Source organism: Cystobacter fuscus DSM 2262 (genome assembly GCF_000335475.2).
GTDB classification, from domain to species: domain Bacteria; phylum Myxococcota; class Myxococcia; order Myxococcales; family Myxococcaceae; genus Cystobacter; species Cystobacter fuscus.
Map to the genome: position 1 here is coordinate 522,211 of NZ_ANAH02000005.1, position 13,730 is coordinate 535,940.

12 protein-coding genes are annotated in these 13,730 nt (G+C 69.9%); 8 read left to right on the forward strand and 4 right to left on the reverse strand.

The window, feature by feature from the left end:
• Window positions 1-45: 45 nt before the first annotated feature.
• Window positions 46-720: an NUDIX hydrolase gene (locus tag D187_RS09675; protein ID WP_002625084.1), complete on the reverse strand. Its 675-nt coding sequence runs from the start codon at window positions 718-720 to the stop codon at window positions 46-48.
• A gap of 231 nt (window positions 721-951) precedes the next feature.
• Between D187_RS09675 and D187_RS09680 the strand changes: the two genes are divergently transcribed.
• Window positions 952-2,238: an NTP/NDP exchange transporter gene (locus D187_RS09680; RefSeq protein WP_002625086.1), complete on the forward strand. Its 1,287-nt coding sequence runs from the start codon at window positions 952-954 to the stop codon at window positions 2,236-2,238.
• Window positions 2,239-2,295: 57 nt separating this feature from the next.
• On the forward strand, window positions 2,296-3,444 hold the full coding sequence (locus D187_RS09685) for an SDR family oxidoreductase (protein ID WP_002625088.1): 1,149 nt from the start codon (window positions 2,296-2,298) through the stop codon (window positions 3,442-3,444).
• Between the two features lie 30 nt (window positions 3,445-3,474).
• On the opposite strand, the gene D187_RS09690 is transcribed toward D187_RS09685, so the two are convergent.
• Window positions 3,475-3,969, reverse strand: a complete 495-nt coding sequence (locus D187_RS09690; protein WP_043428973.1) for a GbsR/MarR family transcriptional regulator — start codon at window positions 3,967-3,969, stop codon at window positions 3,475-3,477.
• Window positions 3,970-4,269: 300 nt separating this feature from the next.
• Here D187_RS09690 and D187_RS56715 point away from each other — a divergent pair, with 300 nt between their 5' ends.
• The 6 genes from D187_RS56715 (at window position 4,270) to D187_RS09725 (ending at window position 10,823) form a co-directional block, all read left to right on the forward strand.
• Window positions 4,270-4,956 (forward strand): hypothetical protein, encoded by a 687-nt coding sequence (locus D187_RS56715; protein ID WP_002625094.1) that lies wholly within the window; start codon window positions 4,270-4,272, stop codon window positions 4,954-4,956.
• 9 nt (window positions 4,957-4,965) lie between these two features.
• The gene (locus D187_RS09705) at window positions 4,966-5,883 is read left to right on the forward strand and encodes an aldo/keto reductase (protein ID WP_002625096.1); all 918 of its coding nucleotides are present in this window, start codon (window positions 4,966-4,968) and stop codon (window positions 5,881-5,883) included.
• A 137-nt stretch (window positions 5,884-6,020) separates the two neighbouring features.
• Window positions 6,021-6,242 carry a hypothetical protein gene (locus D187_RS09710; RefSeq protein ID WP_155893272.1) on the forward strand — a complete coding sequence of 74 codons (222 nt, stop codon included), beginning with the start codon at window positions 6,021-6,023 and terminating at the stop codon, window positions 6,240-6,242.
• Between the two features lie 293 nt (window positions 6,243-6,535).
• The gene (locus D187_RS09715) at window positions 6,536-7,834 is read left to right on the forward strand and encodes a DUF1552 domain-containing protein (protein ID WP_002625098.1); all 1,299 of its coding nucleotides are present in this window, start codon (window positions 6,536-6,538) and stop codon (window positions 7,832-7,834) included.
• A gap of 47 nt (window positions 7,835-7,881) precedes the next feature.
• The gene (locus tag D187_RS49725) at window positions 7,882-10,407 is read left to right on the forward strand and encodes a DUF1592 domain-containing protein (RefSeq protein ID WP_002625099.1); all 2,526 of its coding nucleotides are present in this window, start codon (window positions 7,882-7,884) and stop codon (window positions 10,405-10,407) included.
• Between the two features lie 44 nt (window positions 10,408-10,451).
• On the forward strand, window positions 10,452-10,823 hold the full coding sequence (locus D187_RS09725; RefSeq protein ID WP_002625100.1) for a VOC family protein: 372 nt from the start codon (window positions 10,452-10,454) through the stop codon (window positions 10,821-10,823).
• An 18-nt stretch (window positions 10,824-10,841) separates the two neighbouring features.
• Here the strand turns inward: D187_RS09725 and D187_RS09730 are convergent, their stop codons facing one another.
• Window positions 10,842-12,179 carry a TldD/PmbA family protein gene (locus D187_RS09730; protein WP_002625101.1) on the reverse strand — a complete coding sequence of 446 codons (1,338 nt, stop codon included), beginning with the start codon at window positions 12,177-12,179 and terminating at the stop codon, window positions 10,842-10,844.
• A gap of 11 nt (window positions 12,180-12,190) precedes the next feature.
• Window positions 12,191-13,702, reverse strand: coding sequence for a metallopeptidase TldD-related protein (locus D187_RS09735; protein ID WP_002625102.1), 1,512 nt, complete (start codon window positions 13,700-13,702; stop codon window positions 12,191-12,193).
• Between the last annotated feature and the right edge of the window lie 28 nt (window positions 13,703-13,730).

The following is a 13,730-nucleotide window of genomic DNA, read 5'->3' on the forward strand; positions in this document are numbered from 1 at the left end:
CCCTACCCGCCTTGTCGCCCCACCGCCAATCACGCCCCGAGTGAATCACTCCTGCTCGGCGAGCAGCCGCAGGATGCACAGCTCCGTCTTCGCGTCCGGCACCTCCCCGCCGCGGCACATCGCGAGCAGCTCGCGGATGGGCCGCCACCGCACCTCGGTGCCTTCCTCGAGGGGCGAGCCGTCCCCCTTGGGCACGCCGGGCTCCCGGCCCGTCACGTCCACCGCCGCCGGAAACACCTTCTCCGACAGGATGCCCGGCGCCACGAAGAAGCCCGCGCCGAGCAGCCGCACCTCCTCCGGCCGCACGTCATAGCCCGCCTCCTCCCGCACCTCCTCGGCCGCCCGGTGCCGCAGTCCCGCCTCGCCCTTGTCCTCGAGCTCCAAGAGGCCCGCGACGATCTCCTCCACCCGCAGGTAGCTGGCCGCATCCGGCACCGTCATGTCCTTGCCGCGCCGGAAGTACGCCGCCGGCCGCAGGTTCATCCGCGTGAGCACCTCCAGCCCCGACTCGCCCCGCCGGTACACCAGCACCGCCACCGCGTCCAACCGCGGCCGGTCCACCACGTCCACCCGGTACACCTTGGACGCCGTCCCGTCCGCGCGCCGGTTCTGACACCGCAGCCTCCGCACGCGCAGAAAACCCTCGTCGCACCTCGCCGTGGCCGAGAAATCCTCGATGACCTCGATGTCCGTGACCGAGGACTGACTGCTCGAACGCATGACCGCTCCCTGAACCAAGACCGTGACGCGGGGCCGTGCCGACTCCCCCGGAATATTGTCGTACCTCGCCCGGACCCCAGGGCGGTCGATTTCCGCATTCCCGCCCCGACGGCCTCGCGCGTCATGAAGACGACAACAAGCGGGCCCCCGTGAACCCTCGACCCGCGGCCCTGGGAATATCCCCACCCGCGAGAGGTTGGGCTCGCACGCCTACTCAGCAGCGTGGGGGCCATGCTCAAGCGATTCGTGAACGTGAAGGACGAAGAGATCGGCCCGGTCCTCGTGTCCTTCCTCTACTTCTTCACGCTGATGTGCGGCTACGCCATCCTCAAGCCCCTGCGGGATGAGATGGCGACGGCCAAGGGCGTCCAGGGCGTCCCGTGGCTCTTCACGGCGACCTTCCTCGTGATGCTCGTGGCGGTGCCCGTCTTCTCCGCGCTCGTGTCGCGCTGGCCCCGGCGGCGCGTCCTCCCGCTCGTCTACCGCTTCTTCCTGCTCCACCTGCTGATCTTCTTCGGGGTGCTGAAGCTGGGCGTGGACAGGAACGCGGTGGCGCCCGCCTTCTTCGTCTGGGTCAGCGTCTACAACCTCTTCGTCGTCTCCGTGTTCTGGACCTTCATGGCGGACCTGTTCGTCAACGAGCAGGGCCGGCGCTTGTTCGGGTTCATCGCCGCGGGGGGCACGACGGGCATGTTGGTGGGCCCCTTCCTCGTCAAGCTCCTGGCCGAACCCGTGGGCGCCACGAACCTGATGCTCATCACCGCGGTGCTGCTGGAGGCCAGCGCCCAATGCGTGCGGCGGCTGTCCCGGCAGGAGACCGTCGCCCCCTCCCAGGCCCGCTCCGCCGAGGCGCCCGTGGGCGGAGGCGTCTTCGCCGGCCTGCGGCTGCTGTTCTCCTCTCCCCTGCTGCGAGGCCTGGCGCTGCAGATGCTCCTCTACGCCGCCACCTCCACCTTCCTCTACTACCAGCAGGTCCACATCGTGGACCGCGGGGCCTCCGGCGCCAACGCGCGCGCGGCCGCGTTCGCGAACATCGACTTCTGGGTGCAGGTGCTCACGCTCGTGCTGCAACTGGGCGTCACGGGCCGGCTCATCCACCGCTTCGGGCTGGGCGCGGCCCTGGCGGTGGCGCCCCTCATCACCGCGCTCGGGTTCGCCGGACTGGCGCTGCTGCCCGGCATGGGCATGCTCATCTCGTTCAAGGCCTTGCGCAATGCCTCGCATTACGCGCTCGAGCGCCCTGGACGCGAAATCCTCTTCACCGGCGTGGACCGCGAGACGAAGTACAAGTCCAAGGGCTTCATCGACACCGTGGTGTACCGCGGCAGCGACACGGTGAGCTCCTGGCTGTACCGCGGCCTCGACGTGCTGGGGCTGGGGCCCATGGGACTCGCGCTGTCGGCGGTGCCCGTCGCGTGTCTGTGGCTCACCGTGTCCGTCTGGCTCGCCCGCTACTCGCGCGCGCACCTGCCCCCGGCACAGCCCGCGTGGAACGCGTCCACGGACGCGGCCCGCTGACCCCTCGGCATTTCGTCCCTTTCCTTCGGATTTGCTCAACAAGAGGAGGTCGTTCCCATGAAGCTGTCTCGCAGAGGGCTGTTGAAGGGAGCCGCCGCGCTTGGCTCGCTCTGGGCCGCGGGCTGTGCCACCACCCCCCGGACGTCCACGCCCAAGGGAGGAGGCAAGCGCATCCTCATCCTCGGAGGCACGGCCTTCCTGGGCCCTCAACTCGTGGAGGCGGCGCGCGCGCGCGGCCACACCGTCACCCTCTTCAACCGCGGCAAGACGCGGCCCCAGCTCTTCCCCGACGTGGAGAAGCTCCAGGGGGATCGCGATCCCAACAAGGGCGAGGGCCTGAAGGCACTCGAGGGCCGCACGTGGGATGCCGTCATCGACACCTCCGGCTACGTGCCCCGCCTGGTGCGCGCCTCGGCCCAGCTCCTGGCGCCCCACGTGGGCCAGTACGTCTTCATCTCCAGCATCTCCGTCTACAAGGACCTGAGCCGGCCGGGCCTCGACGAGACCGCGCCCGTGGCCACCACGAGCGACCCCTCCAACGAGACCATCGGCGAGGAGAACTACGGCGCGCTCAAGGCGCTCTGTGAGCAGGAGGCGGAGGCGGCCTTCCCCGGACGCACCACCAACATCCGCCCGGGCCTCATCGTCGGCCCGGAGGATCCCACCCAGCGCTTCACCTACTGGCCCGAGCGCGTGGCGCGGGGCGGCGAGGTGCTCGCGCCCGGAGACGGCTCGGATCCCGTGCAGTTCATCGACGTGAGGGATCTGGCCGAGTGGACCCTGCACGCGCTCGACAACCGCGACTTCGGCGTCTTCAACGCCACCGGCCCCACCCGGCCGCTCACCGTCCGCGAGCTGCTGGAGGCGTGCAAGCAGGCCAGCCAGTCGGATGCCACCTTCACCTGGGCCGATGCCGCCTTCCTGGAGCAGCAGAAGGTGAGCGGCTGGAGCGACCTGCCCGTCTGGGTTCCCTCCACCGGGGACTCGGCGGGCGTCGGCCAGGTCAGCAACGCCCGGGCCGTGGAGCGAGGCCTGAAGTTCCGCCCCGTCGTGGACACCGCGCGCGACACCCTGGCCTGGTTCCGGGGGCTGACTCCAGAGCAGCAGGAGAAACTGCGCAAGCGCGGCGGGCTCTCCCCGGAGCGGGAGCGCGAGGTGCTCGCCGCGTGGCACGAGCGGCAGGCGCGGCCCGCCCAGGCGGGTTGAGCGAAGGCCGTGGGGCCGGGGAGGAAGTGCTCAGTCCCGGCCCGTCGCGGCGCGCTGCTCGCGCCATTGCGCCAGCAGGCGCGGCATCTCGCCCCGGACGAACTCGAAGAACTGCCGTGACTCCTCCAACCGGAGACCGGCCAGGCTCTCCGCGCCCACCGCGTCGATGCCCTCGCGCAAGCCCTGCTCGAAGCGCAGCAGCATCTGATCGCGCCGGGCGAGCGCCTCGTACCAGGCGTTGGAGGAAACCCGGTAGTGATCACTGCGTTGTCCCGGCTCGCGCTCGCGCGACACCATTCCCATCTGCACCAGGTAGCGCACGGCACCGGAGATGGCCGCGGGACTCACCCGGAGTTGCTGGGCCAGCTCGGCCGCCGTCCTCGTCTCCTGCTCCGACACCAGCAGCCCCACGAACACCCGGGCGGGCATTCGGGGAAACCCGTCGTCCGACAGCGCCAGGGCGAAGCGCTCGACGAACCGGCCCACGGCCGCCTCGTCCCGTTTCGCGCCCGCTCTCTTACCCATGGCTACATCCTCCGCGCCCGGTTCTCCAACATCAGCGAAAGCCGCACAATCCTTTTTTTCAGGAAGGACAGAAAACTCCACCCATCCCTCCCTTGGACTTTCCTTCAAGGGTCCGTGCGCGCGAAGACGCGGGCAGCGAGCGCGAGCAGACCCCAGCACGCTCCGGCGGTCACGAGGAACGCGACGGCCCCCACCCGAGGCATCGCCGGCTCCAACCAGACGAGGTTGGGCCCCAGGGAGGGAAGTCCTCCCACTATAAGGACGCCCCGACGTCCTTCCCTCCGCCGAGGTCCCAACACCATGCGCTCCGCCCTGCTCTCCTCCGTCGCCTGCCTCCTGCTGCCGGTGCTCCCCGCCGCCGCCGCACCGAAAACCACTCCCACGCCGAAGGCCGCCGCGCCGAAGGCCGCCCCCGCTCCAGCGCCCGCCCCCGCTCCGGCGGCGACTCCCGCTCCGGCGCCTGCTCCCGCGCCTGAGCCTGCGCCCGCCCCCGCTCCTGCGCCCGCCCCCGCGCCGAAGGCCGCCCCCGCGCCGAAGGCCGCCCCCACGCAGTCGAATGCCTCGGACTCGAGCGCGGGAGACGGCACCGCCGCGGTGGCCGGAGCCAAGGGAGTGGTCCTCGGCGTCAGCGGCCTGCCCACGGTGGGCGGCTTCTTCCACCTGACCCCGGCGGACTCCCTGCGCTTCAACCTGGGTCTCGACGTGGCCTTCACGCCGGCCTTCGGTGTGGGGTTCTCCGTCGGCGCGGGAGTGCGCCACCACCTGCTCGGCGGCAACCTGCGCCCCTTCATCGAGGGCGGACTCCAGCTCGACTACGGGCAGGCGATCGGCTTCGGGCTCCAGGGCGGATTCGGCGTCGAGTACTACTTCGTCCCCCGGGTGAGCGTGGCGGGCACGCTGGGCCTCGCGCTGCGCATCGACGGGGGCGGACAGAACGTCCACATGCCCTTCGGCACCACGGGCCTGCTGTTCAACGTGTACCTGTAAGGTGACCGGATGACCCTCCTCTCGCGCGTGACCATGGCCCCCCAGGGGCCCGAGGTTTCCCGGCTCGTCTATGGCGTGTGGCGCCTGTTGCAGGATCCCCAGGGCGCTGGCGTCCAACGGGTGCTGGAGAAAATCCAGACGTGCCTGGACCGCGGCATCACCACCTTCGACCATGCCGACATCTACGGCGGCTACCAGTGCGAGGAGGCGTTCGGCGCCGCGCTCCGGGCCCAGCCTGGACTGCGGCAGCGCATGGAGCTGGTGACCAAGTGCGGCATCATGTTGGTGAATCCCGCGCGGCCCGCCAACCGGCTCAAGCACTACGACTACTCCCGCCAGCACATCATCGCGTCCGTGGAGCAGTCGCTGCGCCAGCTCGCCACGGACTACCTGGACGTGCTGCTGCTGCACCGGCCCAGCCCCTTGTTGGATCCCTCGGAGGTGGCCGAGGCCCTCCAGACGCTGCGGGCCCAGGGCAAGGTGCGCCACCTGGGGGTGTCCAACTTCACGCCCGCCCAGTTCGACATGCTCTCCAGCTGGCTCCCCTTCCCGCTGGTGACCAACCAGGTGGAGCTCCACCCCCTGCGGCCCGAGCCCTTCCTGGATGGAACGCTCGATCAATGTCTGCGCCAGCGCATCAGCCCCATGGCGTGGTCCCCGCTCGCCGGGGGACGGCTGCTGACGGGCGGGGGGGCCGCCGAGACGCGAGTACGCGAGGTGCTCGCGAGCCTGGGCCAGAAGCACGAGGCGCTCCCCGAGCAGATCCTCTACGCGTGGCTGCTGCGGCACCCCGCGCGCATCATCCCCGTGCTGGGCACCAATGACACCGGGCGCATCACCTCGGCCGTCCGCGCGCTCTCGTTGAACCTGGACACCCAGGACTGGTTCTCGGTGTGGAGCGCCGCCCAGGGCACCGAGGTGCCCTGAAACCGCGGGGAGGGTGCCAGGGACGAGCCGGGTCGTTGCGTCATGCGGAGGGAGAGGGCTCCCGAGCACCGCGTCCCGTCTCGTGGAACCCTCCCCGCCCGAGTTGCCGTGGCGGCGCACCCGCGCGGTGTGTGCTGGTGGAGGATCCGCCCTCACCGCGGCAACCGCACGCCGACCTGAACGAGGCGGTGAGCCACCACCCGGAGGAGTCCTTCCCGCGCAACCACCGGGCGCTCGCGGCGGCCAGGGACATCCCCATCATCGCCACGGAGCGGGCCTCGGGTTTTCACTCCTGTCACGAAGTGCCGCGCGGCGATGTGCCCGCGGTGCTCTCGCGGATGGATGCCCTGGACGGCTGAAAGGATTTATCCGGCGCAAAGGATTTATCCGGCGTGGCTGTATTTGTATGGGATTGCCACGTAGTCAGCGGGAGTTGTCTTTCCTACCTGGGTCCAGGCCCACTCGGGCATGTCTGCGATGACTCATGGACAGAACCGTCAGATTTTATTAGTTATCAATAAGAGCAAGGCCCGACTAGTGGGGAGTCCGCGCCGCCTCGTCCGGCCCGACTTCCGGGAGAGGGATTGACGTCGGACCCGGCATGAAGATCCACGAGCAGCAACCACGCAGTGACGGGATGGGAGTCGGTGCGATGAGGCGATTGGGGCGAAGACAATTCACCGCGGGAATTGGCGCCACCCTGCTGGCGTCACCCCTGGTACGGCTGCTCAATGGCGAGGCGCAGGCGGCGACTCCCACCGCGGCCAAGAGACTCATCGTCTTCTTCACGCCCAATGGCACGGTGCACAAGCATTGGCGGCCCACGGGCACGGAGACGAGCTTCACGTTCGCCGCGGGCAGCATGCTCGAGCCCCTCAACCGGCTGCGCAGCAAGCTGCTCGTCTGTGATGGGCTCGACTTCGTGGGGGCGGACAACCACGATCCGGGCATGACGCACATGCTCACCGGAAGTGGGACGGCGAGCAGCACCACCGCGGGCATGTCCATCGACCAGTACGTCGCGAGCAAACTGGGCCAGGGCTCGCGCTTCAAGTCGCTGGAGTTCGGCGTCCAGACGAGTCTCTGGGGTGCCTCGAAATCCACGCGGATGTCCTACTCCGCACCGGGCGTCTTCGTGTCCCCCGAGGACGTGCCGCTCAATGCCTATCAGCGCCTCTTCGGCTCGACCGGGGGCACCGCGACCACGGCCGAAAGACTGCTGCGCCGCCGCAAGAGCATGCTGGACGTGGCGCGCACCGATCTCTCGGCCCTGTCCTCGCAGGTGGGCGCGGAGGAGAAGCTCAAGCTCGAGCAGCACATCCAGTCCCTGCGCCAGACGGAGCAGGCCCTGGCCGCGGCCAGCACCACCGCGTGCTCGCCCGGCCAGATGCCCGCCGTCATCGACGCCAAGGCCAACGCCAACTTCCCCCAGGTGGGGAAGATGCAGATGGATCTGCTGGTGAACGCGCTCTCCTGCGGCATGACGCGCGTGGCGTCCCTGCAGTGGTCCCACACCATCGCCCCCCAGGTGTTCACCTGGGCGGGCGCCTCGGAAGCCCACCACGAGCTGTCGCACAAGGTGGACTCGAACACGGCGGGCGTCGCGAGCTTCGTCAAGTGCGAGCGCTGGTTCGCCGAGCAGTTCGCCTATCTGCTCGACGCGCTCCAGGCCCGCCCGGATCTCTCGAGCACCACGGGGGGCACGATGCTCGACTCCACCCTGGTGCTCTGGGCCAAGGAGCTCGGCGACAGCCGCCTGCACACGTGCCGCTCCGTGCCCTTCATCCTCGCCGGGGGCTCGGGGACGCCGTTCCGCTTCGGGCGCTACCTGCGCTACACCAGCACGCCGCACCAGAAGCTGCTCACCTCGGTCTGTCAGGGCATGGGCCTCACGCTCGACACCTTCGGCGACGCCTCGCGCTCCACCGGCCCGCTCTCCGGGCTCGTCTGATCCCCCGCTCCCCCCTCTCCCGCTCCCCCCTCCCCCCAGGTGGACCCGTGCTGACCTTCCGGCACCTCGTTGCCCTTGGCACCCTTGCCTCTTCCCTCGCCTGTGGGCTGGCCCCTCCGGCCACGCCCGGGGAGGAGATTCCCTCCACGGGAGGGCCCTCCGAGCAGTTTCCGCCCCAGCCGGGGGGACTGGACCCGACGGACCCGACCGGATGCCCGGATGACGCGGAGTTCTTCCGCACCCGGATGTGGGAGCCGGTGATGTCCGCGCAGTGCATCACCTGCCACAACGCCGGCGGAAGCGCGGCGGGCACGCGCCTGGTGCTCACGCCCGAGGGCGAGCCCGGCGCGGAGGAGAACAACTTCAACACGGTGCGGGCGGTCGCGCGCCTGCAGTACGGCGGCGCCTCGCTGCTGCTGCTCAAGCCCTCGGGCCAGCATCCCCTGGGCCATGGCGGCGGCAAGCTGCTGAGCCCCGACAGCGCGCTCTACACGGACTTCCAGCGCTTCACCCAGCGCGTCCAGGGCGTGCCCGGCTCCTGCGACGCCACGCCCCCCACGCAGGAGGCCTGCGCGGCGGATGAGCTCGATCCCACCGCCCGGCGCCAGCTGCGCATGCTCACGCGCTTCGAGTACGACAACACCCTGACCGACCTGCTCTACCTGGACGAGCCCTCCACGTGGGGCGAGTCCCTGCCCGCGGAGGAAGTGGCCAACGGCTTCGACAACGCCGCGGCGGCCCGGGCCGTGGGCCAGCTGCTCACCGACAAGCTCCTCACCGCCTCCGAGCAGGCCGCCGCGGCCGCCGTGGAGAAGCTGTCCCGGCACGTCTCGTGCTCGGCGAGCGCGACCTGCGCGCTCCAATTCATCCAGGACTTCGGCGCGCGCGCCTTCCGGGCACCGCTCGATGAGACGGAGCGCACGCGCTACCAGGCGCTCTACACGAAGGTGTCGGCGGAGGAGGGCTTCTCCGAGGGCATCAAGGCCGTGACGACCGCCATGCTCCTGTCGCCCAACTTCCTCTACCGCTCCGAGCTGGGCATGCACCAGGGCGGCGGACGGTACGTGCTCACCGACTATGAGGTGGCCTCGGAGCTGTCGTACCTCTTCTGGGGCTCGATGCCGGACGCGGCGCTCTTCGCCAAGGCGAAGCAGGGCCAGCTGCACACGCCGGAGCAGATCGCCGCCGAGGCGCGCCGGATGCTCACCTCGCCCCGGAGCCGCCCGCTGCTCAACCACTTCGTGAGCCAGTGGATGGAGCTGGAGCGGGTGGATCAGGTGCAGAAGGATCCCCTCGTCCTCGCCAACTTCAGCCCCGAGCTGCGCACGGCGATGAAGGCGGAGACGCTGGAGCTGTTCGATCACATCGTGCGCCAGGGCAGTGGCCAGCTCTCCGAGCTGTTCTCCGCGGACTACACGTTCGCCTCGAACACGCTGGCCACGTTCTACGGACTGAACATGCCCGTGGGCGGGACGACCTCGCCCAGCGGGGCGAACATGTGGTCGCTCAAGGGCACGGGCCGCGGCGGACTGCTCACCCATGGTGGCATCCTCTCCGCGCAGGCCACGCCGCAGGCCGCCTCTCCCGTGCGCCGCGGCAAGCTCGTGCGCGAACGCCTGTTGTGCCAGCCGCTGCCTCCCGCGCCGCCGGGGTTGGATCTCGAGCTGGGTGACACGGGGACGCAACAGACGAACCGGGAGCGCTTCCAGGAGCACTCGCGCAACGCGGCCTGCGCGACGTGCCACCAGTTGATGGATCCCATCGGCTTCGGCTTCGAGCAGTTCGACAGCGTGGGCCGCTACAAGCCGAAGATGGCCAACGGCAGCCTGGTGGACGCGAGTGGCGAGGTGCTGGCCTCCAAGTCGACCCAGGGCACCTTCGTGGGCGTGGATGGGCTCCAGGTGAAGCTCGCGAGCAGCCCGGACGTGGCGGACTGCTTCTCCCTGCAGTGGCTGCGCTTCGCCTACGGCGTGGCGGGCGAGGAGAACACCTGCGCCGCCAGCCAGCTCACGAAGCGCTTCCTCCAGAACAACCTGAGCATTCCGGAGCTGATCGTCTCCGTGACCCAGTTGCCCCGCTTCACCCAGCGCTGGGGCGAGGACGTCACGCAGCAGCCGCCTCCTCCGTCCACGGACGGCGGCACGGGCACCACCGATGGCGGCACGGGCACCACCGACGGCGGCACGGGCACCACCGACGGCGGCACGCGTCCCCCCGACGGCGGCACGGGCACCACCGACGGCGGCACGGGCACCACCGACGGCGGCACGCGTCCCCCCGACGGCGGCACGGGCACCGACGCGGGCACGCCCCCTCCCGCAAGCGGCCTGCAGATCACCCAGACCGTCCAGAGCGACTGGGGAACCGGCTACTGCAACAACGTCAAGCTGACGAACAAGGGCACGACCACGGTCACCTGGAAGGTCTCCATCACGATCGTGGGCACCCTGACGAGCGCCTGGAGCTCCTACGCCTCCGCGTCCGGCAGCGTGGTCTCGTTCACCGGTGAGTCCTGGAACAATCAACTGTCCGCGGGGGCCAGCACCAACTTCGGCTACTGCGCCAAGCGCTGACCGGGTGGCCCTCCAGCGCGCCGCGCGTGATACAGACGGCGCGCATGGAGACTGAAACCCTGCTGTCGTCCTTCGTGAAGCTGCTCGTCTCGGATGTCGAGCGCTCCGCGGCCTTCTACGAGGCCCTCGGCTTCAAGCGGCTGCGCTCGGATCCGCCCTTCCTCCAGTTGCGGTGGGAGAACCAGGCCGAGGTGTACCTGGTCAAGGCGCCCGCGGCGCTGCCCGTGGAGGGCCGCCGGGGCGCGGGCGTGCTGATTGGCATCCGGGTGGGCGCGCTGAGCGTGGAGGAGGTGGCCGCGCGCGCCCAGGCGCTCGGGGTGAGCGTGGATGGCCCCACCCGGCAGCCGTGGCACACGCGGGAAGTCGTCCTCTCGGATCCCGACGGCTACCGGTTGAACTTCATCGAGCCCGCGTGAGGGCCCGGCGGCCCCTGGCTACGTGCCCGCGAACTGCACGCCCTCGAAGACGAGCGTGGGCGTGCGCGAGGTGCTGTAGCGGTAGGGATCGCCGCCCACGGCCACCAGCCGCTTCCACAGGTCCAACTGGTTGCCGGAGATGTTCATCTCGCTGATGGGCTCGGCGAGCTGTCCTCCGCGCACGCGGAAGCCCTGGATGCCGAGCGAGAAGTCACCGGTGAGGGCGCTCGAGTTGCCCCCGAGGAAGCCCGTCACGAGGATGCCCTCGCCCAGGTCCGTCAGCAGCCCCGCCCGGTCCTTCGTTCCCAGCTTCCAGGAGAGGTTGGAGGGGCCCCCCGTCGTCGGACGCGTCTGGAGCTTGCGGGCGTAGTAGCTGTCGATGAAGTACGTGCGCAGCACGCCCTCCTCGAACAGCGCCATCGGGCGGGAGGTGAGGCCCTCGCCGTCGAACAGGCGCGAGCCGAGTCCCCGCTTCAGGTGCGGATCGTCGGAGAGGGACAGCAGCGAGCTGCCCACCTGCTGGTCCAGCTTCCCGTCGAGGAACGAGCGCTTCTGCTGGATGGCCGCGCCCACCATGGACGAGAGGAGCATCGACACGAGCCGGCCCGCGGCCTTGTTGTCGACGGCCATCGGCAGCACCGCCGACGCCCCCTTCACCGAGCCGATGCGGCCCTGGGCCCGCTCTCCGGCACGGCGGCCCAGTGCGGTCGCCGAGGGCAGGTCCTCGAAGAAGCGCGCGAAGCCGGAGTCGCCCTCTTCCGGGCGGCGTCCATCCGGATCCTGCACGCTCACCTCCGCGGAGGCGGCGAACTGCGTGGAGCGTGAGCCTCCCTCGAAGCCATTGGAGGTAACACGGAACACCTCGCGGGACAGGTCGCCGAAGCCCGTGGTCACCGAGAGGATGGCGCCCTTGCCCTCCGCTGAGCGGGCACCTTCCTCCAGTTCCCGGGCGAAGCGCTGGCGCTCCTCGGAGGAGAGCTGCGCCTGGCGTGGATCCTCGATCGTCAGATCCACGCTGGCGCGCCCCGCGTAGAACTCGGGCTCGGGAAGGCGGCGGTGCTCGTCCGGGGTGAGGACCCGCGTCATCGCGATGGAGTCGGAGATGAAGCGCTCGAGTGCCTCGGGGCGCAAGTCGCTCGTGGAGACGGCGGAGTAGCGCCCGTCGACGAAGAGCTGGAGCGACAGGCCGCGGGTGGTCGCCTCGGAGACCTTCTCCACGCGGCCATCGCGCCACTGCACTTCCAGCTCACGCATGCGGCCCGCGGTGGCCGAGGCCTCGTTGGCCCCGTGCCGGCGCGCCAGGTCCACCGCCTGCCGCGCCGTCTCTTCCAGACTCGTGCTGTTCGTCGTGCTCATGCCGGCCTCTTTCACGCGTTGCGCCCGCCCACGGTGATGGACGCGACCCGGACGGTGGGGATGCCCTGGGACACGGGCACGCCCTGTCCATCCTTGCCGCACGTCCAGCCGCCCTCGTCGATGACGAGATCATTGGCGACCATGTCCACCTTCTCCAGGACCTTGGGCCCGTTGCCAATGATGTTCACGTCCTTGATGGGGCGCGTGAGCTTGCCGTCCTCGATGAGGTAGCCGTTCTTCACGTAGAAGGTGAAGTCGCCGGCGCCGATGTTCACCTGGCCGTTGGTGAAGTTGGAGCAGTAGATGCCCTTCTTCACGGAGGCGATGATCTCGTCGGGCGTGTGGGGCCCCGGCAGCATGTACGTGGAGCGCATGCGCGGCAGGGGGGCGTGGCGGTAGCTCTCGCGCCGGCCGTTGCCCGTGGGCTTCACCTTGTAGTGGCGGGCGGAGATGGAGTCGTGGAGGAAGGTGGTGAGGACCCCATTCTCCACGAGCATCGTCTTGTCCGGCACGTTGCCCTCGTCGTCCACGTTGATGGCGCCACGCGCGTGCTCGTTCGTGCCGTCGTCGACGATGTTCACGAAGGGGTGGGCGATGGGCTTGTTGAGCTTGTCCGCGTAGATGGACGTGCCCTTGCGGTTGAAGTCGGCCTCCATGCCGTGGCCGATGGCCTCGTGCAGGAGAATTCCCGAGGAGCCCGCGGCGAGCACCACCGGCATCTCCCCGGCCGGCGGCTGCACGGAGTCGAACAGGATGGTGGTGCGCGCCACCGCCTCGCGCACGATGCGCTCCAGCCTGTCGCGCGAGTAGAACTCCAACCCCGCGCGGCCGGCGACGCCGTACGCGTTCTGCTCGCGCTTGCCGTTCTGCTCGGCGACGCACGACAGGTAGAGGCTCGTCATCGGCTGCACGTCCTCGACGATGCGCCCGGTGCTGTCGGCCACGAGCACCGCGCCATGCTCATCCGAGAAGGACAGGCTCACCTTGGCGACGCGGCCGTCGGCCTGGAAGGCCGCCGAGTTGAGCCCCTCGAGGATGGGCAGCTTCTGCTCGGGGCGCACCGCGTCCCAGCCGGCCTGGAGCACGTAGCGCTGGGGGAGATCCTTGAAGACGTGGAAGTGCTGGGGGCCGGCGCGCGAGGGTCCATCCGCGATCGCCGCCGCCGTGCGCGCGGCGCTGCGCATCGCCTCCTGGGACAGTTCCTCGGTATAGGCGTAGCCCGTCTGGTCTCCCTTGACGACGCGCACCCCCACGCCGAGCTCCACGGTGGTGAACGCCCGGTTCACCGCGCCGTCCTCCAGGGACATGGAGGTGGAGACGCGGTGCTGGAAGAACAAGTCGCTGTAGTCCCCGCCGCGCGACAGCGCCGCGGCGAGTGTCTCGCGGATGAGCGTCTCGGTGACGCCGAAGCGGGCGAAGTACCCGACTCCCTCCGCGGGCCCTCGAGTGCCCGTCCGCTCCGCCTCCGCACCGCCAAGCAGTGCCTCGTCCGTGCCGCCACCCACCAGGTCCTGTCGCGTCATCCCGTGTCTCCTCCTACCGTGCACTTCT

Bases quoted from the DNA above. Each gene is read 5' to 3' on its own strand.
- D187_RS09685 (WP_002625088.1), top strand. From the start codon at position 2,296: ATGAAGCTGTCTCGCAGAGGGCTGTTGAAGGGAGCCGCCGCGCTTGGC.
- D187_RS09715 (WP_002625098.1), top strand. From the start codon at position 6,536: ATGAGGCGATTGGGGCGAAGACAATTCACCGCGGGAATTGGCGCCACC.
- D187_RS09730 (WP_002625101.1), bottom strand. From the start codon at position 12,179: ATGAGCACGACGAACAGCACGAGTCTGGAAGAGACGGCGCGGCAGGCG.
- D187_RS56715 (WP_002625094.1), top strand. From the start codon at position 4,270: ATGCGCTCCGCCCTGCTCTCCTCCGTCGCCTGCCTCCTGCTGCCGGTG.
- D187_RS09675 (WP_002625084.1), bottom strand. From the start codon at position 720: ATGCGTTCGAGCAGTCAGTCCTCGGTCACGGACATCGAGGTCATCGAG.
- D187_RS09735 (WP_002625102.1), bottom strand. From the start codon at position 13,702: ATGACGCGACAGGACCTGGTGGGTGGCGGCACGGACGAGGCACTGCTT.
- D187_RS09705 (WP_002625096.1), top strand. From the start codon at position 4,966: ATGACCCTCCTCTCGCGCGTGACCATGGCCCCCCAGGGGCCCGAGGTT.
- D187_RS09725 (WP_002625100.1), top strand. From the start codon at position 10,452: ATGGAGACTGAAACCCTGCTGTCGTCCTTCGTGAAGCTGCTCGTCTCG.
- D187_RS09690 (WP_043428973.1), bottom strand. From the start codon at position 3,969: ATGGGTAAGAGAGCGGGCGCGAAACGGGACGAGGCGGCCGTGGGCCGG.
- D187_RS09680 (WP_002625086.1), top strand. From the start codon at position 952: ATGCTCAAGCGATTCGTGAACGTGAAGGACGAAGAGATCGGCCCGGTC.